Source organism: Cyanobium sp. T1G-Tous (assembly GCF_024345455.1).
Taxonomy (GTDB): domain Bacteria; phylum Cyanobacteriota; class Cyanobacteriia; order PCC-6307; family Cyanobiaceae; genus Cyanobium_A.
In genome coordinates, this window is sequence record NZ_JAGQBD010000020.1 from 1 (window position 1) to 22,838 (window position 22,838).

The following is a 22,838-nucleotide window of genomic DNA, read 5'->3' on the forward strand; positions in this document are numbered from 1 at the left end:
CACCACGGTCATGGCAGCGAGTTGGTCGAGCAGGTTGGCCATTGGCTGGATGAGGGGGGCTGATGGCGGGGCATCGACCCGGGTTGCAGCCACGCTAGCCAGCGTTTTCGGGTTGTCCCAGCAGCGACGCCCTTCCTTGAGGGAACGGCCACAGGCGCTCAGGCGCGGGGCTTAGCTACTGCTTTCTGCAGCTCCTTGGGGTGGGAAGGGGGGATCCGCTCAAGCACCAGCAGGGCATCGATGATCTGGCGCGCTACTGGCGCCGCCACCGTGGAACCGAAGGTATTACCCCCCTTGGGCTCATCCACCACCACCAGCACCACGTAACGGGGATCGTCGATGGGCAGGTGGCCCACAAAGCTGGTGATCAGGGCCCCTGGGATGTAGACACCACGTTCAGCCTTCTGGGCGGTGCCGGTCTTGCCGCCGATGCGGTAACCGGGAATTTTCATACCCAGGCCGCTGCTGTTGTCCACCACCGATTCCATCCAGGCCATCACCGTGCGGGTGACGCCTGGATCAAGCAACTGAAGACCACTGCCTGCAGGTGCGCTGGCTAGGGCATCGCCGGAGCGCAGTCCGCGGGTGATATGCGGACTCACCAGACGGCCGCCGTTGGCAAGCATGGCGTGCAGTTGCAGCAACTTCAGCGGGGTTAGGGAAAACCCCTGGCCAAAGGCGGCGACAGCAGGTTCGATCGCCTGGCCGGTGAAGTCCTTGCGCGTCTTTAGCTCGCCGGCCACCGCCCCGGGCAGGTCGGTGTCGGGGGTTTCGTCGATCCCCATCGTGCGCAGCCAGTGCCAGAAGCGATCGCGCTTCACCTGGGCCATGGCCTTGACCATGCCGACGTTGCTCGACACCTGCAAAACGGTAGGGAAATCGATTAAGCCGTTAGCCCGTTTGTCGTGGTTGAAGATCGGCCAGCCGCCGATGCTGAGCTGGCCGGTGTCTGCAACGCGACCATTGGCCTTAATGGCTTTTTCCTGCAGGGCCACCGCCAGGTTGATCGGCTTGAAGGTGGAGCCAGGTTCGTAGAGGTCCTGCACAGACCATTCGCGGAACAACCCCGGATTAAATGTCCAGAACTTATTGGGGTCGTAGGTGGGTGTGGAAGCCAGGGCCAGCATTTCGCCATTGCGCACGTCCATTACCAGGGCCGCGCCGCGCTTGGCGTTCCACTTCTTCACCTGCTTTGCCAGGGCCTGAAGGGCTACCTGTTGCAAACGGGCGTCAAGCGTGAGCTGCAGGCGCAGGTCGTCGCCGTAGAGAGAGCCGGCCGTTAAGCCGGCCGGTAGGGGGGTGCCATCAGCGCCGCGGCGCATCTGCACGGCGGTCTCCTGGCGCTTGAGATCACTGTCGCGGCTTTGTTCCAGTCCAGCCTGGGGAACGCGTTCCAGGTTGAGAAAGCCCACCACGTTGGCGAAGAGGGAGCCCTGGGGATAGATGCGGTGTGGATAGGCCTCTAGATCGAGACCACTAATACCCAGTTGCCTTACCCGCTCTGCAGTTTCGGGGTCGAGGTCGGTGCGCAGCTTCACGCCGCTAGGCCGACCGGCCATGGTTTGCAGTAGGGCTGGCTTGGGCTGGGCGAGTACGGCCGCCAGCTTGCCGGCCACCTCATCTGCCGTGCGGATCTTCTGGGGGTCGTCGCCTGGGAAGTTGAAATAACGGGGATGGGCCCAGAGTGTGAAACGCTGCTCATCGAGAGCCACTAGACGGCCATTGCGATCGACGATCGTGCGCCGCTTGCCGATGGGCTTGGTGGTTTGGGTCTGGATGGCATGGGCCCGGGTCTGCAGGTTGGTCGCATCCACCACCTGGAGCCATGCGAGCCGACCCGCCAGGCCAACTAAACCGGCACAGAGCAAGCCGTAAACAGCTAGCAGGCGTCCAGCGGGAACTGGTTGGATGGCTACCACGCGTTGCTGGGAGCTGCGAGGAGCCCGAACCGGACCGCGCTGACGGCTGCTGTTCATTGAATTATTGCCATCAATAGGCCGTCCGGATCTGGCGCAGGGGCAGGCTGCTCAACAGTGGCAAGCCGGATGGGCCTGAAGCCACGCTCGGGGCCGGCAGGTAGATGAGTTTTTCGCTGCTGGTGGGTACCAGCCAGCCGGGACGCTTCACGGCGCCAAGGTGGTGCTGTTCCAGGAGGGCGGCTGATTCCTGCAGCTTGTGCTCCAGCACTTGGGACGACTCCATCTGCTGATAGCTCACACCCCATTGGTTTTGCCAGTGCAGGGTTAGGGCACTGAGGGCAAGCATGCAGATTCCGAGACCAGCCAGGGTGCCATCAGTGGCCCGGTGCAGGTTGGAGATCCAAGGTGCGCGGCGTTCCAGTTTGCGGCCGGAGAGCGAACCCTGAATCAGCTTGAGCGTGCGTTGCTGCAGCTTGCGACTTGGATTTGCCCCTGCAGTCACGCTGCGCTGTGGAGCCTGCCGGGGCAAAAGGGAGGCAACCAAGGGATCGGGCAATGCACTGCGCGATTGAACCACCCTTGGCGCCAGGCAGCAATAGCTGGCAGACGCTTAGCCAGCAAGTAACAACAAATTGGCAAAGGTGAGGCCATTCCAGAGGCTGTGCATCAGCACGCTGGGCCCGAGCCGTCCGCTCTGCAGCCGAAGCCAGCCCAGCCCTAGTCCCAACACAAATAAAGGTGGCAGTTCTCCCAAGCTGAGGTGGGCGATACCGAAAAGCAGGGCGCTCACGACCACTGCAGCCATCCCCCCCCAGCGCTGGGCCAGCACCGGCAGCAGCACCCCCCGAAACAAGGTTTCCTCAAATAGGGGTGCCAGCACCAAAGCCGTAATGGCGAAACACAACAGGGCAAGGGGATTGGCGCTGTTGAGCACGAGCTCAAGCAGGGGATTGCTGCCGCCGGGATCGCCAACCAAACGCTCCAGCAGCCATCCCACCAGGGCTACCAGCGGCAACACCAGCAACACCTGAAGCAAAGCTCGGCTCAGCGCACTAGCCAGCGGCCGCCAGTGCCACTGCAACCAGCCCCCTTGGGGCCTGGGTCCATGGGGTCGCAGCTGGCTCCACAACAAGACAAGTGGCGCTGCCATTAGGCCGCTATAGAGCCCCAACACCAGCAATCCCTGTTGCAGGGCCGGCTGGCTGGACAACGGTTTGAGCAGGCCCTGCAGCAGCGGCGCCAGCACAAGGGGCATCACCAGCTCGCCCAGCACCACGAACCCGCCAGCGATCAGCAGGGTCACCTCCGCCAGGGTGAGGGGTGGCCCAACCAGCGGGACGGGCGGAGCTGCCTTGCCGCGCCAGAGCAGCCACAGTTCACGCAGCAGCAGGGCTGAGCCCAGCAGCAGCAGCATCACCGGCACTACGGCGGTTCCGAGGAGGCGCAGCACTGCTGCCTGCTGGGCGGCGCGATCTCCACAAGCAACTTGGGGCTCGCTTAGGGCTTGGCACACCAGTTGGCTGCTCAGGGGAGACAGGTCCCAGCCCCTAAGTAGTTGCTCCAGTGCCGCTTGCTCTGGGGCGCGGGTGGCGGCTCTGGATACTGGTTCGAGCAGGGCCTTGAGCAGCAGGCGCTGCTCAGGTGGCACCTGCTGATTGAGATCTTGTAACCGCTGGCGTGCAGCACTCCCCTGGCCGGCCTGAAGCTCCAGTAGGGCCAGTTGCAGCTCTTGCTGAGGTGCTGGCGGCACGGGATTGCCATCCAACTGTTTCTGCAGATCAAGGCGCAGGGCCTCGAGGGGCTGGGCGCCAGTGAGGGCTTGGCGCAGGCCAGCCGGCAGTGCTGGTGCTGCCAGGGCGGTCAGCTCCAGTTGGCGCAGCTCCAGGGAATTGCCCACAGATGGGCGTTGCAGGCTGTCAACCAGGCCAGCGATCCAAAGCAGGCCACTGAGCACCAGGCTCAGCAGGGCAAGTCCAGTGGTCCATCCAGCGTTCTGGCGGGGTTGCGGGGGGGGGCTGGCGTTCAAACGCAGGCCCTCCAGGGCGCGCCGGTGTCGGGATTCTGGCCCGCACCCCTCCCATACGATGGGATCTGAGCAGCGACGAGCCCGTGCCCCTTCGGATTGTGTTGGTGCGCCATGGGCTGAGCAGCTTCAATTTGGAGCATCGAATCCAGGGCCGCGACGACCTGTCGAGCCTCACGGCAACTGGCCAGAGCCAAGCCTGTGCCACAGGAGCGGCCCTGCGCGATTTGACCTGCGCCGCTGCCTACTGCTCCCCTTTGCGGCGGGCCGCTGAAACCGCCCGACTGCTCCTGGCCGAGCAGGGCCAGGACCTGGTTGCCGAACAGGCGGAAGGGCTGCTGGAAATTGATCTGGCCCCCTGGAGCGGTCTGCTGCGACAGGAGTTGCAGGAGCGCTACCCCGAGCAGGAGCAGCAATGGCGCAAAGCCCCTGATTTACTTGAGCTGCAGCGCCCCGATGGCAGCGCTTACCTGCCTTTGCAGGAGCTGATGGCCCAGGCCCAGCAGTTCCGTCATTTGCTGTTTGACCGCCATGCCGCCGCGCTAGCTGACGATCAGGCCCCTCACCAGACCGTGCTCGTGGTGGCCCATAACGCCATCTTGCGTTGCCTACTACTAGCCCTGCTGGAGCTGCCCCTCAGCGGCTTCCGCCGGCTGCGGGTCGACAACTGTTCCATCTCTGTGCTCAATGTCAGCAAGGGCGGCGCCCAGGTGGAGTCGCTCAATGGGGTGGCCCACCTGGGTGAGCCCCTGCCCCCTAAAGCTTCAGGCGCCCGACTGCTGTTGGTGCGTCACGGCGAAACCGACTGGAACCGAGAGGGTCGCTTTCAGGGCCAGATCGACATTCCCCTCAATGCCAACGGACGCTCCCAGGCCGAGGCCGCTGGCAGCTTTCTCGCCCCGGTGAGCATCGATCGCGCCTACACCAGCTGCATGGCCAGGCCACGCCAAACGGCCGAGGCAATCCTCGCTAGCCATCCTGGTGTGCCCCTCACCAGCAGCACGGGCCTAGTGGAGATCGGCCACGGCCTCTGGGAGGGCCGCTTGGAGCAGGAGATCGCCGCAGGTTGGCCCCAGCTGCTGGCCGATTGGAAGCGGGCACCCCACACCGTGCAGATGCCTGAGGGGGAGAATCTCCAGGAGGTTTGGGACCGCTCTTTAATCACCTGGGCTCGCATAGCTGCCAGCCTCCGCACCGACGAAACTGCCCTTGTGGTGGCCCACGACGCGGTCAACAAGACCATCCTGTGCGGGCTGCTGGGCCTACAACCCAGCGACATATGGGCCATAAAGCAGGGCAATGGCGGTGTCACGGTGATTGATTACCCCGATGGTCCAGCTGGCCGTCCTGTGGTGGCCGCCATGAACCTCACCTCCCATCTTGGAGGCGTGTTGGATCGCACCGCAGCCGGTGCTCTCTGAGTTTTGACGCTCCCCCTCTGGCTTCACCAGGTTCAGCTGCTCACCGGTCCTGGCCAACCGATCATTAGGGCAGATGCCCTGATCGATAGGGGTGGCGAGCTGCTCCTCTGGGGCGAAGGCGCCAGCCATAGGGCCCAGGCCCTTGGCCTCAGCCCCACCGACGCCCGTTCCTGGCTACTAGCCCCAGTGCTGGTTGACCCCCACAGCGTGCTGGAGCAACCTTGCGGCGGGCGAGCGGAAGATCTGGCCAGCTTGACGGCCGCCGCTGCTGCTGGCGGCTACGGCACCGTGGCCCTGCTGCCCTGGGCAACTCCCTGGCGTGATCGACCGGAGCGGCTTGGTTTGGAGTGGGCCGAGCCGATGCAATTACTGCTTTGGGGCAGTTTCAGCCTGGATGGTGCCGATCAGGAGCTGGCCCCCCATGCCGATCAAATCGCTGCCGGTGCAATCGGTTTGGCCTGCGCTGATCAGCAACCACCGTTGGCTTTGCTGGAGCGGGGCCTGCTGCTGGGGGAGATGGGCAGCCGGCCCGTGCTGGTGGCCCCGCGCGATGCCGGCTTTAGCGGCGGTGGCTTCGTGCGCGAGGGGGTTGATGCTCTTCGGGCGGGCTGGCCCCTTGATCCGGAGCTCAGCGAAACCCTGCCGCTGCAGAGCCTGCTCAGCCTGGCTCAGGCGCGCTCGGCGGTGGCGCTGCGGCTTATGAACCTATCCACAGCCGCTGGGGTGGATCTGTTGGCCCAGGCCCCCAAGCGCCCCCTGGCCAGCGTCAGCTGGTGGCACCTGCTCGCTGATAGCGGCAATCTCCACCCCACCGAGGAGGGCTGGCGGCTGCGGCCCAGCTTGGGAACTCCCGCTGATCGCCTGGGCTTGCTCGCTGGCCTAGAGCAGCGGCTGCTTACGGCCGTGGCCGTGCACCATCTGCCCCTTGATGCGGAAGAGCAGCTGCTGCCCCTCGATCAGCGGCGGGCCGGAGTGGCCGGCCATGGCGCCCGCCATGGGCTTGTGCTGCCGCTGTTGTGGCAAGAGCTGGTGCAGCGCCGCGGCTGGGGCGTGGAGCTGCTCTGGCAGGCCCTGAGCTGGGGAGGCTCCGAGTTGCTGGGGCTGCCCCCCGAGCAATTAAGCCACGGAACTCGCCGCTGGCTGCTGTTTGACCCCCAGCACCCCTGGAGCTGGGAGCGGAGTGAATCCTTGTCGATGGCAGCAAACCAGCCTCGCTTGGGCCAGTCGCTATGCGGGGCCGTGCGGGCTACCGGCCTGCAGCCGGCAGATCACTGGAGCTTGTGACTCCAAGGGCACCGGTTTGGTTGAAGGGGTAAAAGCGCCAGAAGGCCCGACCGATGATTTCGCTTTCGGGCAGGAACGCTCCCCCGGGCCAGAAGCGGCCATCCCAGCTGTTGGCCCGGTTGTCGCCCAGGGTGAGCACGTGGCCAGCTGGAACGACGGCATTCAAGGTTCGGCATGGACCCATACCCTGGCTATCTACGGGGCAATCGCCTTGGACGTAGGGCTCGGCCAGCCGCTGGCCATCGATGAATACGTGTCCCCTTGGATCCACCACAACCCTTTCACCGGGCAGAGCTACAACCCGCTTGATGTAGGCATCGCAGGCAGGGTTGGCAACCCCGGGCAGGCTGCCCAGGAGAGGCAGATTCACCAGCAGGCAACGCAGGGGATTGGAGCTTGATCCAGCTGCCAGCACCGGGTCAAAGCGGTGGGGCGAATGGAATACGACAATCTCGCCGCGGCGCGGCGAGCGCTGGCGATAGCTCAGCTTTTCCACTAAAAGGCGGTCCTGAAGCTGCAGCCCTGGCAGCATCGAACCCGAGGGGATGTAGCGGGCTTCCACCAGAAACTGGCGAATACCTAGAGCCACAGCCAAGGTGATCAGGACGCTGCGCCAGAAGTCCCAGGGGCTCTCTTGGGGTGCCTGTTCGGGCTGGATCAGGGATGGGCTGGGACTGCCGCCCTCCTGATTGGCAACCTGACCACTCTCTGGACTGTTGGAAGGGCTCAAGACAGCAGATCTCCTTTGTTCAGGTTCACCGAACCAGACAGGGCAGATTAGGCACAACAACCACCCCGCCAAAGACCATGGCGTCCCCCCGCTGGCAAGATCGCACCAAGTCGGCATCGGCGGAGCCAGTGGGCCGCTGGATGCTGGGTTGGGACCGCTTTGTGGCGGTGTGGGCCAGCGTCAACCTGCTGTGGGTGGCGTTCGACATCACCTACGTGCCGCTGCGCACCTTCTGGCTGCAGCGCAACCTCTACCCGATCCCCTCGGTGCCCCTAGTGGTGCCCCTCACCGTCATCCCGGATGTCACCCCCCTGGTGGATCCGATCAAGGGCATTGAGCCCCACCGGGAGACCCAGGCATACCTGGAGCAATTTCGCCAACTCGATGCGGCCCTGCTGTCCCTGCCGGCCGGCCAGGCACCCGAGCCTCGCCAGGTGCTCCTGCTAAATCGTCAGGCCCAACTCACGGCCCAGCTGATCGATAGCAATCCATTTCTGGCATCTGAGGCCTCGGGAACCCTGGAGAAAATCAAAAATCGCTTGCGGCAGCGGGCGGACCGGGATTCCGCTCGCCAGGCCTCCAGCCTGTTGCTGAGTCCAGAGCGGATACGAACCAGCGGCTGGAGCCAGGAGCGGCGCTTCTGGAACGACCAGGTGCTGCCGCTGGTGGCGACCAACTACTGGCGCTCTATCGATGAAAACGGCCGACCCACAGACCACTTCTGGCGCATCGACCTGCTGCTGTTTCAGAGCGTCTTTGTCCTAGACATCTTGTTGCGGCTGATCCGGCTGCGGCGCCGGCTGCCGGGCCTCAGCTGGGGTGATGCCCTGTTGCGCCGTTGGAGCGACCTGCCCCTGCTGCTGCCCTTCTGGCGCTGGCTGCGGCTGGTACCGGTGCTTGAGCGCCTGCAGACCTCCGGCTTGGTCAATTTTGAGCCGCTGCGGGCCGTGGTGAGCCGGGGGGTGGTGGCGCTGCTAGCGGTGGAGCTGTTTGAAGTGCTGTCACTGCAGATCCTCGATGGCACCCAGGGCTTGATTCGTTCGCGGCGCTGGCCCCAGCGCCTGCGAGCCCTGCGCAGGCATCAGAGTGTGGCCAGCAGCAACGACGAGCGGGCGCTGGTGGAGCTGGTGAGGATTTGGGCGCCGCTGCTGCTGAGCCGGGTGGCACCGAAGCTTGCGCCGGAGCTGCAAGGTTTGCTGGGATACAGCCTGCGTCAGAGTCTCGAGCGCACCGTCGTGCCGGCACCGCTACGCCAGTTGCAACCGCTGCTCCAGGTCGAGACCGGCATCAGTCGCCAGCTAGCGAGCGGCATGGTCGACAGCCTCCTTGAGCTTTCCCGCAGCACTGGCAACCAGCTTTCTCGCCGCGATGACGTTCAGCTCGATTTACTGCAGCGATTCATCGACCGGTTCTGGGAGGAGCTGGCCGCGGCCCTCGAGAGCGGCTCGGCCCTAGAGCGCTCCCAGGAGCTGCTGTGCACCTTGATAGACGGCGCCAAGGGCACCTATCTCAGCCAGATCAACAGGGCCGGAATCGAAGCCCTGATCCAGGAGCTCGACCAGTTGATGACCGCTCCTGGCCCCGCTAGCCCAGAAGATCCAGCCACTCCGGCTCCTTGAAGCCGGTGAGGATGCTCCCGTCGTTTGCGACCAGAAAAGGCCGCTTGATCAATTTGCCGTCCGCGGCCAGCGCGGCCAAGGCGGACTGGTCGTCCATAACCTGCACCGCAGCGGCTCCCAAGGCCCGATAGCTCTGCCCACTGGTATTGAACAGGCGCTGCCTTCCAAGCTGGGCCAAGGCCTGCTCAAGTTCGGCGATGCTGGGGGGCTGCTCGGTGATGTCCAGCGTTTCGGCAGCTAGTTGACGGGCTGTCAGCCAGGCGATTGCCTTGCGGCAGGTACTGCAGCGGGGATAGCTATAGAGCTTCATCCGGAGCTACGGATTGGGTTGCCGGCCGCTTATTTGATGCCGATTAGGGACTTCAAAGCTCCCACCAGGCTGTTTGAACCCTGGCCAACGGCGTTGGTCGGTTTGGTGCGCACGGTGACGTCGCCGTTGACGCTGGTGCGGCAGCTGAGGCGGAAATTGGCTGGACGATCCGAGAGGTAAACCTCCTCGACATCGCTGCGGGGTGAAAGGTTTTGCATGCCCTCGATCACCTCCATGACGCAGGTGCCGCACTGGCCGATGCCACCGCAGTTGTTGACGTTGTTGAGCCCTTTGTAAGGGTTGATGCCCGCATCCAGGGCAGCCTTGCGGAGATTGGCACCTTCGATGCAACCGACCGTCTGGCCTTCCTGTTCAAAACGGATGGTGGGCACGGTCGAGCTGGGGGAATGGGCGCCGTTCAACTTAGGTCACGCCCGTCCCGATGCCTAGCATCGGAACCTTCGCGAACGAGCTGTGTCAACGCCCCTCAGTTCCGACCTGCCTCTTGGTTATGACCTGCCTCTTGGTTATGACCTGATAGTCCAGCAGCTGATTCCGGGATACGCCAGCCTGGCTCGCCTGGCGGTTGCTTTGCTGGCTGCCTCGCCCAGGGCCGGCAGCTCTGGTGCAGCTGTGTTGGTGGCGGGCTGCGGCACCGGAGCAGAACTGGTAGAGGCAAGGGCCCAGCGCCCGGACTGGCAGCTCACCGCAATCGATCCCTCCGCTGAGATGCTCGCGGCTTCTCAAGAGCGACTGGGTGTCGAGTCGATCAGCTGGCGTCAAACCACGGTCGAGGACCTCAACGCCGACGGATGTTTTGCTGGCGCCCTGTCCGTGCTGGTTTTGCAGTCTTTGCCAGACGATGGCAGCAAGCTTGCGTTCCTTACAGCCCTTGCCCGCAGCCTTGAGCCTGGTGGCCAACTCGTGCTGGTTGATTTGATGGCACCGGAGCGATCAACCCTGCAAAGCCAGGTGGAGGCAGCCTGGATGGGTTTCCAACGGGCTAGTGGCCTCAACGCTGATCCTCACGATCTCGCCCCTCTTACCCAAGGCCTCCACCCGATTGGTGAGGCGCGGCTAACGGCGCTCGTCAACGCGGCTGGCTTTGGAGATCCGGCAAGGATCTTTCAGGCTCTCGGCTACGAGGGCTTTCTGCTGCAGCGCCGACCCTGAGCCCTCGAAGCTCGGGGCCGAATAGCTGAAGGGTCGTCCAGCGACAACCATGGCTAGCGGCACCACAGCCGTGGCCAGGGCGATCAGGCTTCCCAGCAGGCCTGAAAGGGCTTGGGGGCCCGTACTGAATGGATCTTCGCCCTGCTCATCAAGGTCGCGCTCTGGCGGGCTCGCTTCGGCAAGATGGGCGATGGAAGAGGGTTGGGAATCTCGGGGAACTGAATCCATAGCAATAGGAAAGGCGCACAAGAGCACCTATTCCACTCGGAAATTCAAAGGGACTTTTTCAATTCTGGCACTATGGCTCAGAAATTGGGGATCTAACAGTTATCTACTCGTTCAACTAGCCATGTCGATGTTTAGGCGGCAGGGCGGGAGCCTTGATCGTGTTGATCGCGGCGGGCACTCAGGTCTGCAGGGCGGCCATCGAGATGGTCTAGGCGCAATCGGATCGAGCGCAGCTCTTCGAGAATCGAACCCAACAATTGTTGGGTGGCAGTGGAGGGTGAGTTGAGTACCTCAACCGTTACCTCCTTGATCCGCAGCACGTCGCGGGCAAAACGGGCCACCTCGTTGGGGTGGAACATCAGCGGATCCTTTTGATCGCTGCGGTATTCCGGATTCAACTTGCGCGCGTTGAAAGGCGGATTGAGATTGCGTGGATCAGTATTTGTATAGCGGTATACAGATGCCCGAGAGCGGTTGAGAGCCCTTTGGACCTCATCAATACCGATTAGACCTTCAGCGATCTCAGTGGATCCCGTATCTGCAGGTTCGGCCTGGGCGATAAGACCAGCAGGTAGCCCGATTGCCCCCAATCCATTTGCAGAACTGGGCTGGGGTGGCATGAGACGGCTTTTGGACTAACGGGATCAGATCGAGAACATAGCAGGGGTTTTGCAGGTAGTCAGCAGCGGTGGTCACCCCCATACCGGCTCCCCTGGCTGGGTGTCGGTGATAAGTTCCGCCCTCATCGAAAGCTCCTGCCATGCGCGTCTCCCGCCTGATGCTGGTGACGCTCCGCGACGATCCGTCGGAGGCTGAGATTCCCTCTCACAAGCTGCTGCTTCGCGCCGGCTACATCCGACGGGTTGCCTCGGGCATCTACGCCTATCTGCCCTTGATGTGGCGGGTGCTCCAGAAGGTTTCCCGGGTGGTGCGTGAGGAGATGGACGGCACCGGAGCCCTTGAAACCCTGTTGCCCCAACTTCAGCCGGCTGAGTTGTGGCAGCGCAGCGGCCGTTGGGCCGGCTACACCGCAGGGGAGGGGATCATGTTCCACCTGGAGGATCGTCAGGGGCGTGAGTTGGGGCTGGGGCCCACCCATGAGGAGGTGATCACATATCTGGCGACCGATCTGTTGCGCTCTTATAGGCAGTTGCCTGTCAATTTGTATCAGATACAGAGCAAATTCCGCGATGAGATTCGTCCCCGCTTCGGCTTAATGCGTGGTCGCGAATTCATCATGAAAGATGCCTACTCCTTCCATGCCAATGAGGAGTCATTGCGGCAAACCTACGCCGCTATGGACGGAGCCTACAGACGCATTTTTGCCCGTTGTGGTTTGCGAGCTGTCGCAGTGGAGGCAGACAGCGGTGCGATTGGTGGATCGGCCAGCCAGGAATTCATGGTTACGGCAGAGGCCGGTGAGGATTTGATTCTGGCCAGTTCCGATGGGGCCTACGCCGCCAACCAGGAGCGGGCTGTTTCGTTAGCCGCCGACCCAATTTCCCTACCGGGTGGACCGCGGGCTGGCGGTAAGGGTGAACCTTTGGCCACCCCTGGCCAAAGCAGTATTGAAGATCTCTGCGCTGGCCATGGCATTGAGCCCTGTCAAGCCGTAAAGGTGTTGATGTTATTGGCCCGTTTTGAAGATGAAAGCGCCCAGCCCCTGCTGGTGAGCCTGCGGGGCGATCAACAACTCAACGAAGTCAAGCTGGCCAATGCAGTCACGGCCCGCTGCTCGGCGGAGCACGGGGCGCTATTGGACATTTCCCCAATTACTAGGGAGGCCGCGGCCGGCGAAGGGCTGCTGCCCTTGCCCTTTGGCTTTATGGGTCCCCACCTAGCCGATGGGCTGCTGAGCGATTCCGGTCACTGGAACAAAAACTTCTTGCGACTAGCTGACAGCACCGCTGCTGAACTCAGCGCCTTTGTGTGTGGCGCCAACAGCACCGATATCCACCTAGTAGGCGCGGCCTGGGGATCCCTCTGCCCCTGCCCTGAGAGCCTTGATCTGCGGGCCGCCCAACCAGGTGATCGCTGCCAACACGACCCCTCCCAGCAGCTCCAGGCAAGTCGGGGCATCGAGGTGGGACACATTTTCCAGCTGGGCCGCAAATATTCAGAGGCCCTTGAGGCCCGTTTCACCAATGAGGCTGGCTCGGAAGAAGCCCTGTGGATGGGCTGTTACGGCATCGGTGTCTCCCGTTTGGCCCAGGCGGCTGTTGAGCAACATCACGATGGCAATGGCATCTGCTGGCCCGTATCGATTGCGCCCTTCGAAGTGATCGTGGTGGCGGCCAATTGGGCCGAAGCCGAGCAGAGCAGCTTGGCTGAGCAGCTCTATCTGCGTCTCCAGGAAGCAGGTGTAGATGTATTGCTGGACGACCGCAGTGAGCGGGCTGGAGTGAAGTTTAAGGATGCCGATCTGATTGGTATTCCCTGGCGGGTAGTGGTGGGTCGCGGAGCTGCTGATGGTCAGGTGGAGTTGGTGGAGCGCTCCAGCTGCAGCAAGCGCGATCTGCCGGCCATTGAGCTGCTTGAGACCCTGCTGCCATGCTTGGCAAGCCAGCGCATGGGCCTGCCTGTCTGAATGGCCCCTCAGGCGGCTTCTAGGATCGGGGAATTCGCATTTCACCCATGGCCGCTGCGCTTCCCTCCTTCCGCCAGCGGCTGAAGCAGCTTTTTTCACGCTTGGCCCTAGCGCTGGTGCTCTGCCTCAGCCTTGCTCTGACTGCCTGTAGCTCTGCAAATACTGGTCTTTCTGGTAACTACGTCGAGGACACTGTGGCGGTGGCCGACAGCCTGCTGAGCACCATTGCCTTAGGGGCCGACGATCCTGCCCGCGCTGAGGCCGAGATCGAAGCTCGCAGCCTGAGCAATGGCTACATGGCCCGCTACCGCCCCCGCAGCGCGGTGAACGGTTTGGGCTCTTTCACCACCATGCAGACGGCCATCAACTCCCTGGCTGGCCACTACACCAATTATCCCAATCGCCCGCTGCCTGAGGCGCTTAAGGAGCGGATCGCCAAGGAGCTCAAGAAGGCAGAAACGAACGCGACTCGCGGCGCCTAAGGCCCTGAGCCGACCAGTCCATCTTTGACGAAGGACCCCACGATCTGAGAAGCTCTCGGATTGTGCTCAGAAGCGGCTCCGGGCCGCTGTGTCCTTGGCCAACGTTGTCGTCATCGGTGCGCAGTGGGGTGACGAGGGGAAGGGCAAGATCACGGATCTTCTCAGCCGCTCAGCCGACGTTGTGGTGCGGTATCAGGGCGGGGTGAACGCCGGCCACACGATCGTCGTGGACGACAAAGTGCTGAAACTTCACCTGATCCCCTCCGGGATCCTTTACCCGGACACAATTTGCTTGATCGGCTCCGGCACGGTGGTCGATCCCAAGGTGATGCTGGGCGAGCTCGACATGCTCGCCACCTACAGCATCGACATCAGTGGCTTGAAGCTGGCTTCTACGGCCCACGTCACCATGCCCTACCACCGCCTGTTGGATCAGGCGATGGAGCAGCGCCGCGGCGATCGCCGCATCGGCACCACAGGCCGAGGCATCGGTCCCACCTACGCAGATAAATCGGAGCGCAATGGCATCCGCATCCTGGATATTCTTGATGCGGATCGGTTGCGGGATCGCCTAGCCGGCCCCCTTGCCGAAAAGAACGAAATTCTGGTGAAGCTCTACGGCCTTGAGCCGTTGGATTTTGAGACGGTTGTGGCCGAATACGTCGGCTACGGCAAGCGGCTAGCGCCCCATGTGGTCGATTGCACCCGCACTATCCACAGCGCTGCGCGGGCCCGCCAAAACATCCTGTTTGAGGGAGCCCAGGGCACCCTGCTGGATCTTGACCACGGCACCTATCCCTATGTCACCTCCTCAAACCCGGTGAGTGGCGGTGCCTGCATCGGAGCAGGGGTGGGCCCCACCTTGATCGATCGGGTGATCGGGGTAGCCAAGGCATACACAACCCGGGTAGGAGAAGGCCCCTTCCCCACCGAGCTTCAGGGCAGCCTCAACGATCACCTCTGTGATCGGGGCGGTGAGTTTGGTACCACCACGGGCCGCCGCCGCCGTTGCGGTTGGTTTGACGGGGTGATCGGTCGCTATGCGGTGGAGGTGAACGGCCTCGATTGCCTGGCCATCACCAAGCTCGATGTGCTCGATGAGCTCGACGAGATCCAGGTTTGTGTTGCCTACGAACTCGACGGCGAGCGGATCGAATATTTCCCCAGCAGTTCGGAGGATTTCGCCCGCTGCCAGCCGATCTTTGAAACCTTGCCGGGTTGGCAAACCTCTACTGCAGATTGCCGCAGCCTCGAGGAATTACCTCCAACGGCGATGAGCTATCTGCGCTTTCTTGCCGATCTGATGGAGGTGCCGATCGCCATCGTTTCCCTTGGCGCTAACCGCGATCAGACGATCGTTGTGGAAGACCCCATTCACGGTCCCAAGCGGGCCCTGCTGAGCACCTGATGGATCCCATGGACAAGAGCTACGACGTCGTCGGCATTGGCAACGCCATCGTTGACGTGCTGGTGCAAGCCGACGACGACCTGATCGACAACTTCGAACTAACCAAGGGCACCATGGCCCTGGTGGACGAAGCCCAAGCCGAGCGCCTCTACGCCAGCGTTGGACCGGGCCTTGAAACCTCTGGTGGCTCCGCTGCCAACACCCTGGCCGGGGTTGCCCAACTGGGCGGCCGGGCGGGCTTTATCGGTCGGGTGCGCAACGATCAGCTGGGGGGGATCTTTAGCCACGACATCCGCTCGGTTGGAGCTCGCTTTGACACCCCTGCGGCCACGGAGGGGCCCTCCACGGCCCGTTGCCTGATCCTGGTGACTCCAGATGCCCAGCGCACGATGTGCACATACCTAGGTGCTTCGGTGGGGCTGGATCCAGCCGACCTCGACCTTGAGATGGTTGCCCAAGCCAAGGTGCTCTACCTAGAGGGTTACCTCTGGGACAGCGACGAGGCCAAGGCGGCCTTCATCACTGCGGCCGAGGTGGCGCGCGCCCATGGGGGCGAGGTGGCTTTGAGCCTGTCGGATGCTTTTTGCGTCGAGCGTCACCGCGAAAGCTTTCAGGAGCTGGTGGACGGCCACGTCGACATCCTGTTTGCCAACGAAATGGAGATCACTGCCCTCTACAAGGCCAATAGTTTTGAAGAGGCTGCCGACCAGGTGCGGGGACGCTGCAAGCTGGCAGCCCTCACCCGCAGCGAACAGGGATCGGTAGTACTCAATGGCGCCGGCACCCACAGCGTCGCCCCCTTCCAGCTCGGTCCCTTGCTTGACACCACAGGGGCGGGTGATCTCTACGCCGCTGGCTTCCTGCACGCCTACACCCAGGGCCAGGCCATCGACGCCTGTGGACGGTTGGGCTCCCTTTGCGCAGGTCAGGTCGTGACCCAGCTAGGCCCCCGGCCCCAGGGCTCGCTCAAGCAGCTAGTAGCCCAGCACCTGGGCTGAGCCTCACTGCGGCAGCACCAGAGCCTCCAATAGGCAACTTTGGCTTAAAGCTTGTACTCCCGCTGGCTCTGCTGGCCTGCCGATCAGCAATAGCTGGGGGCCTGTGCGGGCACAGAGTTGCTGCCAGAGCTGTTCAGTAACTCCGCCCGACTGGCGTGCCAACACCGTGGTGATGCGCCAGCGGCGAATCAGCGACCGCTCCACCTCAAGCTCCGAGCCTGGGCGGAGGCAGGCGACCTGATCTGCCACCAAGCCAGCTGCCATGGCCAGCTGTAGGGCCCTTGGGCTGGGCAGCAGCCGGGCGAAGTGACGGGCGCCGGGGCTGTAGGCCAGCGCCATTTTTAGTTGGCGGGCACCGATTGCTAATAGGAGGCGGTGGCCCTGCAGCGAGCGACTACGCAGCATCTCCAGGCTCGGCAGGATCGTTGCCGCTCCAGGCAGGGTGGGTCGCAGCATCCGTATCAGCCGTTGGCGGCGCTGCTTGCACACGGCGGCCAGCTGGCGACTCACCACACAGGCGAAGGGATGGCTGGCATCCACCACCACCGCGTAGGGCCAACCCAGCGATTCGGCGGCCGCCAGTTCTGCCCACACCCCCTGCTCGCCATCAATGGCGCCAACGCGCAGGGTTAGCCCCGGATGGGGGCGATAGGCCAGGGCCGCTGTTGCACCAACAACGCTCACGGTTAGGTGCCAGCCGCGCTGCAGCAGCCGCTCTGCCACCACGGGGCCTTCGCCGGTGCCGCCTATCAGCCACAGACGGGGCGAGGTCTGGTGAATCTCAGGTCGGTGCATCAGGATGGGATCCACCAATGTTTGCCGGGGAGTGAATCACTGTCTGCTCGAGGTTGAGGTGCTGGAAGCGCCCCAGGTGCGTTACACCCAGGACAATCAGACGCCGGTGGCGGAGATGGCGGTCCAGATAGATGGCCTGCGTCCCGATGATCCCCCGGGTCAATTGAAGGTGGTCGGCTGGGGAAATTTGGCCCAAGAGCTCCAGAACCGGGTGCAGGTTGGCCAGAGGCTGATGCTCGAGGGCCGGCTGCGCATGAATACCGTCACCCGTCAGGACGGCGTCAAGGAAAAACGCGCTGAATTCACCCTGGCCCGGCTGCACGGCATGGGCCCTGGCGCCACCAGCAGTCCTGCTGTCAATCAAGCTGCCGCAACTGCGCCAGCGCCCCAGCGCCGTGCCCCAGCGATGAACCAACCCCAGGCCGCTGCTTCGGCGGCTCCCCCGGCTCCAGCCGCGCCGGCAGGTGCCCAGCCCCCCACTTGGAATACCTCCCCGCTGGTGCCTGATCTCCCTGACGACGACGACATCCCTTTTTGATTTGGGATTGGTCCGGTTCAGAGCTAGGCGTCGGCGCTGGAATCTGCGTCGCTCAACTGATCGAGCAGCTGGCCCAGCTCCCGCTCCAGGGCGGCTAGATCGAGGCGCCATTGGGGCCAACGACCCGCATCAATCTGGCGCAATAACCAGAGCCGGTCGCTCTTGAGGTTGCTGATCAGTTCGGCTGTGCCGGTTTCGCTGGGCCGGCTGGTGGTCGCATCCGCCATGGGCATAAAGGAAGATGGTTGTATGCAAGCACTTCTCTCACCAGGCAGCCTCGTGACCATCGCGGGGGCTGTGCTCACGGTGATCGGCACGATCGCCTACGCCACCGATATCCCCAATCTCAGCCTGCCGACGATCTTCTACGGCATTCCGATCCTGTTGGGTGGGTTGGCCTTGAAATCCTCTGAGCTGCCTCCACCTAAGCGACTCACGCCGGCCTCCCGTTTCAAGCAATTGCGGGACCTGCCGGAGAGCGAGCCCCTGCGCAAGCTGCTGGCCGATGTAGATCGCTGGCGCTACGGCCAGAAAGCCCATTTGGAGAGCTCCCTGGAGGTGCTCAAGCTCTGGGACGAGGACGCTCCGCCCCAGCTGCTCAGTGTTGAGGAGCTCGACTGCGATGGCCGCTATGGCTTGCGCCTGCGCTTTCGCTGCGAAGGGGTGCCCCTAGATCGCTGGGAGGCCCGCGCTGATCGGCTGGGCCGCTTCTTTGGCCCCGGTTTGATTGCCGACATCAAGCCCGAGCGCCGCAATGAATTCAGCCTCGCTCTGGTGCCCGAGCCCAGCGCTAGCTAACACCCCTTAATGCATCTGCCCCATCGAGAAGCGAAACCTTGATCAGCAGCCAGGACACCCTGAGGGTGTCGGTCCTAAGTGAGGCCCTTCCATACATCCAACGCTTTGCGGGCCGCCGGGTGGTGGTCAAGTACGGCGGCGCGGCGATGGTGCAAGCGGAGCTTCGCGATGCTGTTTACCGCGATGTGGTGCTGCTGGCCTCGGTGGGGGTGCAGCCGGTGGTGGTCCATGGCGGCGGCCCGGAGATCAATGACTGGCTGAATCGCCTCCAGATCGAGCCCGAATTCCGTGATGGTTTGCGGGTCACCACTCCAGAAACCATGGACGTGGTGGAGATGGTGCTGGTGGGCCGGGTCAACAAAAACATTGTTAACGGCCTCAATCAGGTGGGTGGCCGGGCCGTGGGACTTTGCGGTAGTGATGGCTCCTTGGTGCGGGCCCGCACCTACGCCGGCGGAGTAAATGGGCTGGTAGGAGAGGTGGCGGCAGTAGATCCGGCAGTGCTTTTCCCCCTGCTTGAAGCTGGCTACATCCCTGTGATCTCGAGCGTGGCCGCCGATGCTGATGGCCAGGCCCACAACATCAATGCCGATACCGTGGCCGGTGAACTGGCCGCAGCTTTACAGGCCGAGAAACTGATCCTGCTCACCGACACGGCAGGGATCTTGCAGGATCGCCACGATCCTGACTCCCTAATTCGTCAGCTGACCCTGGCGCAGGCACGCCAATTAATCCATGACGGTGTGGTGGCAGGCGGCATGACCCCGAAAACCGAGTGCTGCATCCGGGCCCTGGCCCAGGGAGTGGCGGCGGCCCACATCGTCGATGGCCGGGTGCCCCACGCCCTTTTGCTGGAGGTATTCACCGATTCGGGAATTGGCACCATGGTGGTGGGTAGCCAGCGCGTCTGCCATGGCTGAAGACCAGCTGGCTGCAGCCCGTGCAGCCCTCGAGCGGGGCGATTACGGCCAGGTTGTACGCCTGTTGGATCCCCTCACCAGTGAGCATCCTGCTGCTACCGCCACCGGAGCTGAGATTCAGCTGCTGCTCGCCACCGCCTGGATGGGGCGGGGCGACAACGGCCGGGCGATCCTGTGTTGCCGGCTGATCAAGCGCTGCCGTGATGCAAGCCTGCGGGCTCAGGCCATAGACCTACTCACCGTGCTGGAGGCACCGGCCCTCGAGCGCCCCCGCGAGTGGTCGATCACCCTGCCCGATCTGGGCTCGGCCGAGGCCATGGGCGGCCAAATGCAGCAGCTTGCTCGCGGCCGCCGCTCCAACAAGCCGCCACCGCCGCCACCGCCACCGGTGGGGCCCACCAGGGCTCCAGTGGGCTTCGCTGTGCTGGCAGTTTTGCTGTTGCTGCTGACGCTGCTGCTCAGCGGCTGCACCGAGGTGCGCAGCGAGTTGACCTTTAAGGGGCCGGGCCGGCTGCAGATCGCCCATGGCCTATCGAGCCCCGGTACCCAACCCGAGCCCTGGGCCCGTCAGTTTGGCCGCAGCTTGCTGAGCCAGGGATTTCACCCGGCCAAGCAGCCCAAGCCAGCTGCTGGCGCTGACGGCTTTCACCAGCGCCTGGAGAGCCCGGTGCTAGCAGCGCCCGAGGCCCTTGCCCTGCTGGCAGCGAACCTGGGCGCGGCAGCGGATCTGGCCGGTGTGGCCCTGCCGCCTCCCCACTTCCAGCTGCGAGAGCGCAATTGGCTGCTGGGAGTGCACCAAAGCCTTGAACTGGCAGTGGACCTGCGTGGGCTCACCGCTCTGCCGGGCTTCAGCGCCGCCATCGACCTGGCCCCTGTGACCCCTGCGGCTGTCCGACTGGCCAGTCCCGAGCCCGCTGCGGCAATTTCTGGACGAGCAGCCCTGCACTGGGCCCTGCGCTTTGACGCCAGCAATACCCTGCAGCTCAGCTGCTGGCGCTGGAGTGGTCTTGGTATTGGCGGCACCCTGATTGCCCTGGCCCTGGCCCTGGTGCTGGCCCTGGAGCGGCTGCGGCGTCTGCTGGGATTCGGCCTGCCGGAACTACCGGCTTGAGAGCGGTGCTCAAAGGCTGAGGGGGTCGGGGTCGATCGCCAGACCCACCCCCGCAGGTAGAGCCTCCCGCAGCAGGCTTTCAGCTGGCAAGGGCAGGGGCTGGCCGGCGGGACCATGCAGCAACAACTGCCAGCGACTCTTCCCCGCCACCCGGGCTACCGGGGCCGGAGCGGGACCAATCAACAGCCATCCCGCTGCCGCCACTTGGCTGCGGATTCTCTCCGCCAAGGCGGCGGCGGCGGTTGCCGTGCCGCTGGCACTTGGTCCGCTCAGACGCAGAAGGCAGGCCCGGCTGAAGGGGACCAGGCCACCCTGGCGGCGCAACTGGCTCTCCTCGGCCAAAAACAACTCGTAGCGCCCATCCACCAGGTGGCGAATCACCGGGTGGTCGGGGCTGTAGGTCTGCACCAGCACCTCGCCTGGCTTTTCGCCGCGGCCCGCCCGGCCCGCTAATTGCAACAGCAATTGCAGGCACTGCTCGGAGGAGCGCAGATCGGGGCGATGCAAAAGCCCGTCTGCCGCCAATACCGCCGCAAGCGTGACCCGGGGAAGGTCCATGCCCTTGGCCAGCATCTGGGTGCCTACCAATACGTCGGCTTGCCCTTGGGCGAAGCGATCGAGCAGGCGGCGGTGGCCGTCGCGGCCCCGGGTGGTGTCACGGTCAAAGCGCAGCAGGCGCAACCCTTCAAGCTCAGTTGCCAGCTGCTCCATCACCCGCTGGGTGCCCGCGCCGAAGGGTTTGAAGGCCGTGGAGCCACAGTGGCCGCAGCGATTGCCCATCTCGGCGCGGTGGTCGCACCAGTGGCAGCGCAGCCATTCCTGGCCCCCTTTGGAGCGGTGCACGGTGAGGGCTACATCGCAGTGGGGGCAGAGCACCGCTTCACCGCAGCTGCGACAGCTCAGGAATGCTCGATAGCCCCGTCGGGGCACCAGCACCACTGCCTGTTCGCCCTTCTCCTGCAGCTGCTCTAAGCGCCCCATCAGGGCCCGGCTGATCAGGCGGCGGTGGCCATCCGCGAGCTCGTGGCGCATGTCGATCACCCGTACGGCAGGCAGGGGCCGCAAACCAATGCGCTCCGGCAGTCGTAGGAGGCGGCTGGCTGGTTGGGGGGAGTGACAGCTCAACCAACTCTCGAGGGAGGGGGTGGCACTGCCGAGCACCAGCCGCGCCCCGCTGTGCCGGGCCCGTAGGCGGGCTACGTCGCGGGCGTGGTAGCAGGGCATCGGGCTGTCCTGCTTGTAGGAGCTGTCGTGTTCCTCATCGAGCACGATCAGGCCCAGCCTGGGCATGGGCAGAAAGATCGCTGAGCGGGTACCCACCACCACCACCGCCTCTGGTTCCAGGCAGCGACGCCAGGCCGCCACCCGGGCTCCATCGGAAAGGCCGCTGTGGAACTCCACCACCCGGCAGCCGAAGCGTTCCCGTGCCCGGTCGAGCAACTGGGGAATTAGGCCAATCTCCGGGGTGAGCAAAAGTGTGGCCTGCCCCGCCTCTAGAGCTTGGGCGGCAGCCCGCAGATACACCTCAGTTTTGCCAGCGCCTGTTACACCCCAGAGCAAAAATTCCGCGCCCGCTGGGGCACTGGCTAGAGCCTGGACTGCAGCAGCCTGGGCTTCAGTCAGGGGAGGCCAGTGGGCCGGTGCGAGGCCAGCTCCACTGCCCTCGGTGGGAGCCTGAAGGCGCTGCACCAGACCCCGAGCCTCCAGCCCCTTGAGCACGGCGCGGCTGAAGCCAGCCTCACCACAAAGATCCCGCAGGGGCACTGGCCCCCTATGGCGCCCTAGGTGATCAAGCAATTGCTGCTGCCGCTCGGTGAGGGGCTGGCTTGGGAGTGCTGCCTGGGATCGCTCCACCAGCCAGATTGCGCGGCTTGGCCTGCTGGGCCCCTGGTTGCGCTGGCCAAGCCAGCCCGGTGGCAGGGCACTTTTCAGAGTTTTGAACAGGCTCGTGTGGCACTCCAGCGCCACGCTTGTCATTAAGTTTTGCCAATCGGGATCCACGGCAGCCCGCTGCCAAACCTCCAGGATTGGCTGTATTCGCTTGCTGCTGAGACTTGCGGGTAATTGATCAAGCCAGCCCACCACCAAGCCTGTGTGCGGGCGGCCCTGCAGCTTCACCCGCACCAAATCCCCAATCCCTGCTGGGGTTTCGGGGGAGTTGGCATAGGTGAATACCTGGCCTTCCCGCCCGGCTTCGAGCCAGATCTGCAGCCAGGGGATCGACAAGCTTGCAAAGGTCACAACCCATTCTTAGGATGTGAATGTTGGGCAGTTCAAGAACTGCCGTCGGAACTAAGCAGAGTTCCGTCCAGCGGGAAGACCTGAAGCGAGACCCCGGGAGCCAGCCTCCCACCATTCGGCCTCCCGGTCTGCGACCACCCCTGTCAGCCCTGTCCAGGCCTCGGCCAACCCTTCCAGGCTTCGGCCACCGACCCCTTGCTTTTTGCCGGGTCGCTCGACTTTTCCCTGCCGACTACCACCGCTTCCGAGGTTT

22 protein-coding genes are annotated in these 22,838 nt (G+C 63.8%); 12 read left to right on the forward strand and 10 right to left on the reverse strand.

Going from position 1 to position 22,838, the window contains the following annotated elements:
• Positions 1 to 158: 158 nt before the first annotated feature.
• The 3 genes from KBY75_RS11320 to KBY75_RS11330 all read right to left on the reverse strand — a co-directional run bounded on the left by KBY75_RS11320 (position 159) and on the right by KBY75_RS11330 (position 3,945).
• Complete coding sequence (locus tag KBY75_RS11320) at positions 159 to 1,976, reverse strand: penicillin-binding protein 2 (RefSeq protein ID WP_255023972.1); 1,818 nt, start codon at positions 1,974 to 1,976, stop codon at positions 159 to 161.
• Between the two features lie 13 nt (positions 1,977 to 1,989).
• A complete protein-coding gene (locus KBY75_RS11325; RefSeq protein WP_255023973.1) occupies positions 1,990 to 2,463 on the reverse strand; it encodes a hypothetical protein in 474 nt (157 codons plus the stop codon).
• Between the two features lie 66 nt (positions 2,464 to 2,529).
• A complete protein-coding gene (locus tag KBY75_RS11330; RefSeq protein WP_254937036.1) occupies positions 2,530 to 3,945 on the reverse strand; it encodes a CPBP family intramembrane glutamic endopeptidase in 1,416 nt (471 codons plus the stop codon).
• An 83-nt stretch (positions 3,946 to 4,028) separates the two neighbouring features.
• On the opposite strand from KBY75_RS11330, the gene KBY75_RS11335 reads away from it, so the two are divergent.
• Positions 4,029 to 5,363, forward strand: coding sequence for a histidine phosphatase family protein (locus tag KBY75_RS11335; RefSeq protein ID WP_255023974.1), 1,335 nt, complete (start codon positions 4,029 to 4,031; stop codon positions 5,361 to 5,363).
• Positions 5,364 to 5,366: 3 nt separating this feature from the next.
• Positions 5,367 to 6,647, forward strand: coding sequence for a dihydroorotase (locus KBY75_RS11340; RefSeq protein WP_254937034.1), 1,281 nt, complete (start codon positions 5,367 to 5,369; stop codon positions 6,645 to 6,647).
• Here KBY75_RS11340 and lepB read toward each other — a convergent pair.
• Positions 6,610 to 7,377 (reverse strand): signal peptidase I, encoded by a 768-nt coding sequence (gene lepB / locus KBY75_RS11345; protein WP_396096967.1) that lies wholly within the window; start codon positions 7,375 to 7,377, stop codon positions 6,610 to 6,612. The two genes, KBY75_RS11340 and lepB, sit on opposite strands and share 38 nt — an antisense overlap.
• Positions 7,378 to 7,454: 77 nt before the next feature.
• On the opposite strand from lepB, the gene KBY75_RS11350 reads away from it, so the two are divergent.
• Positions 7,455 to 8,996 (forward strand): hypothetical protein, encoded by a 1,542-nt coding sequence (locus tag KBY75_RS11350; protein ID WP_255023975.1) that lies wholly within the window; start codon positions 7,455 to 7,457, stop codon positions 8,994 to 8,996.
• On the opposite strand, the gene KBY75_RS11355 is transcribed toward KBY75_RS11350, so the two are convergent.
• Together KBY75_RS11355 and KBY75_RS11360 are read right to left on the reverse strand one after the other, a co-directional pair.
• On the reverse strand, positions 8,962 to 9,306 hold the full coding sequence (locus tag KBY75_RS11355) for a Spx/MgsR family RNA polymerase-binding regulatory protein (protein ID WP_255023976.1): 345 nt from the start codon (positions 9,304 to 9,306) through the stop codon (positions 8,962 to 8,964). The genes KBY75_RS11350 and KBY75_RS11355 overlap by 35 nt on opposite strands.
• 29 nt (positions 9,307 to 9,335) lie before the next feature.
• Entirely contained in the window at positions 9,336 to 9,698 is a 363-nt protein-coding gene (locus KBY75_RS11360; protein WP_106502554.1) for a 2Fe-2S iron-sulfur cluster-binding protein, read from the reverse strand.
• A gap of 82 nt (positions 9,699 to 9,780) precedes the next feature.
• Here KBY75_RS11360 and KBY75_RS11365 point away from each other — a divergent pair, with 82 nt between their 5' ends.
• Complete coding sequence (locus KBY75_RS11365) at positions 9,781 to 10,479, forward strand: class I SAM-dependent methyltransferase (protein ID WP_254937031.1); 699 nt, start codon at positions 9,781 to 9,783, stop codon at positions 10,477 to 10,479.
• Positions 10,480 to 10,838: 359 nt separating this feature from the next.
• Here KBY75_RS11365 and KBY75_RS11370 read toward each other — a convergent pair whose 3' ends face one another.
• Complete coding sequence (locus KBY75_RS11370; RefSeq protein ID WP_254937030.1) at positions 10,839 to 11,327, reverse strand: hypothetical protein; 489 nt, start codon at positions 11,325 to 11,327, stop codon at positions 10,839 to 10,841.
• A gap of 140 nt (positions 11,328 to 11,467) precedes the next feature.
• Between KBY75_RS11370 and KBY75_RS11375 the strand changes: the two genes are divergently transcribed.
• The 4 genes from KBY75_RS11375 to KBY75_RS11390 all read left to right on the forward strand — a co-directional run bounded on the left by KBY75_RS11375 (position 11,468) and on the right by KBY75_RS11390 (position 16,182).
• On the forward strand, positions 11,468 to 13,294 hold the full coding sequence (locus KBY75_RS11375) for a proline--tRNA ligase (RefSeq protein WP_255023977.1): 1,827 nt from the start codon (positions 11,468 to 11,470) through the stop codon (positions 13,292 to 13,294).
• Between the two features lie 47 nt (positions 13,295 to 13,341).
• The gene (gene psb27, locus KBY75_RS11380; RefSeq protein WP_255023978.1) at positions 13,342 to 13,776 is read left to right on the forward strand and encodes a photosystem II protein Psb27; all 435 of its coding nucleotides are present in this window, start codon (positions 13,342 to 13,344) and stop codon (positions 13,774 to 13,776) included.
• 88 nt (positions 13,777 to 13,864) lie between these two features.
• Positions 13,865 to 15,184, forward strand: coding sequence for an adenylosuccinate synthase (locus tag KBY75_RS11385; RefSeq protein WP_254937027.1), 1,320 nt, complete (start codon positions 13,865 to 13,867; stop codon positions 15,182 to 15,184).
• Positions 15,184 to 16,182: an adenosine kinase gene (locus KBY75_RS11390; protein WP_254937026.1), complete on the forward strand. Its 999-nt coding sequence runs from the start codon at positions 15,184 to 15,186 to the stop codon at positions 16,180 to 16,182. Before KBY75_RS11385 ends, KBY75_RS11390 begins: the two co-directional genes overlap by 1 nt.
• Positions 16,183 to 16,185: 3 nt before the next feature.
• Here KBY75_RS11390 and KBY75_RS11395 read toward each other — a convergent pair whose 3' ends face one another.
• Positions 16,186 to 16,992 (reverse strand): precorrin-6A/cobalt-precorrin-6A reductase, encoded by an 807-nt coding sequence (locus KBY75_RS11395; protein ID WP_255023979.1) that lies wholly within the window; start codon positions 16,990 to 16,992, stop codon positions 16,186 to 16,188.
• Positions 16,993 to 17,008: 16 nt separating this feature from the next.
• On the opposite strand from KBY75_RS11395, the gene KBY75_RS11400 reads away from it, so the two are divergent.
• Complete coding sequence (locus KBY75_RS11400) at positions 17,009 to 17,515, forward strand: single-stranded DNA-binding protein (protein WP_255024005.1); 507 nt, start codon at positions 17,009 to 17,011, stop codon at positions 17,513 to 17,515.
• 23 nt (positions 17,516 to 17,538) lie between these two features.
• On the opposite strand, the gene KBY75_RS11405 is transcribed toward KBY75_RS11400, so the two are convergent.
• Complete coding sequence (locus KBY75_RS11405; protein ID WP_254937023.1) at positions 17,539 to 17,742, reverse strand: hypothetical protein; 204 nt, start codon at positions 17,740 to 17,742, stop codon at positions 17,539 to 17,541.
• Between the two features lie 22 nt (positions 17,743 to 17,764).
• Here KBY75_RS11405 and KBY75_RS11410 point away from each other — a divergent pair, with 22 nt between their 5' ends.
• Genes KBY75_RS11410 through KBY75_RS11420 form a run of 3 tightly spaced genes read left to right on the forward strand, consistent with a single transcriptional unit; the run spans position 17,765 to position 20,344 of the window.
• The gene (locus tag KBY75_RS11410) at positions 17,765 to 18,313 is read left to right on the forward strand and encodes a DUF2854 domain-containing protein (RefSeq protein ID WP_255023980.1); all 549 of its coding nucleotides are present in this window, start codon (positions 17,765 to 17,767) and stop codon (positions 18,311 to 18,313) included.
• 41 nt (positions 18,314 to 18,354) lie between these two features.
• Positions 18,355 to 19,233, forward strand: coding sequence for an acetylglutamate kinase (gene argB / locus KBY75_RS11415; protein WP_254937308.1), 879 nt, complete (start codon positions 18,355 to 18,357; stop codon positions 19,231 to 19,233).
• Positions 19,226 to 20,344, forward strand: a complete 1,119-nt coding sequence (locus tag KBY75_RS11420; RefSeq protein ID WP_255023981.1) for a DUF3153 domain-containing protein — start codon at positions 19,226 to 19,228, stop codon at positions 20,342 to 20,344. Before argB ends, KBY75_RS11420 begins: the two co-directional genes overlap by 8 nt.
• Positions 20,345 to 20,353: 9 nt before the next feature.
• Here the strand turns inward: KBY75_RS11420 and priA are convergent, their stop codons facing one another.
• Positions 20,354 to 22,564: a primosomal protein N' gene (priA, locus tag KBY75_RS11425; protein WP_255024006.1), complete on the reverse strand. Its 2,211-nt coding sequence runs from the start codon at positions 22,562 to 22,564 to the stop codon at positions 20,354 to 20,356.
• Between the last annotated feature and the right edge of the window lie 274 nt (positions 22,565 to 22,838).

Coding starts and splice junctions, on each gene's coding strand:
- KBY75_RS11320 (WP_255023972.1), bottom strand. CDS start 1,976: ATGAACAGCAGCCGTCAGCGCGGTCCGGTTCGGGCTCCTCGCAGCTCC.
- KBY75_RS11350 (WP_255023975.1), top strand. CDS start 7,455: ATGGCGTCCCCCCGCTGGCAAGATCGCACCAAGTCGGCATCGGCGGAG.
- KBY75_RS11355 (WP_255023976.1), bottom strand. CDS start 9,306: ATGAAGCTCTATAGCTATCCCCGCTGCAGTACCTGCCGCAAGGCAATC.
- KBY75_RS11370 (WP_254937030.1), bottom strand. CDS start 11,327: ATGCCACCCCAGCCCAGTTCTGCAAATGGATTGGGGGCAATCGGGCTA.
- KBY75_RS11375 (WP_255023977.1), top strand. CDS start 11,468: ATGCGCGTCTCCCGCCTGATGCTGGTGACGCTCCGCGACGATCCGTCG.
- psb27 (WP_255023978.1), top strand. CDS start 13,342: ATGGCCGCTGCGCTTCCCTCCTTCCGCCAGCGGCTGAAGCAGCTTTTT.
- KBY75_RS11390 (WP_254937026.1), top strand. CDS start 15,184: ATGGATCCCATGGACAAGAGCTACGACGTCGTCGGCATTGGCAACGCC.
- KBY75_RS11405 (WP_254937023.1), bottom strand. CDS start 17,742: ATGGCGGATGCGACCACCAGCCGGCCCAGCGAAACCGGCACAGCCGAA.
- KBY75_RS11410 (WP_255023980.1), top strand. CDS start 17,765: ATGCAAGCACTTCTCTCACCAGGCAGCCTCGTGACCATCGCGGGGGCT.
- KBY75_RS11420 (WP_255023981.1), top strand. CDS start 19,226: ATGGCTGAAGACCAGCTGGCTGCAGCCCGTGCAGCCCTCGAGCGGGGC.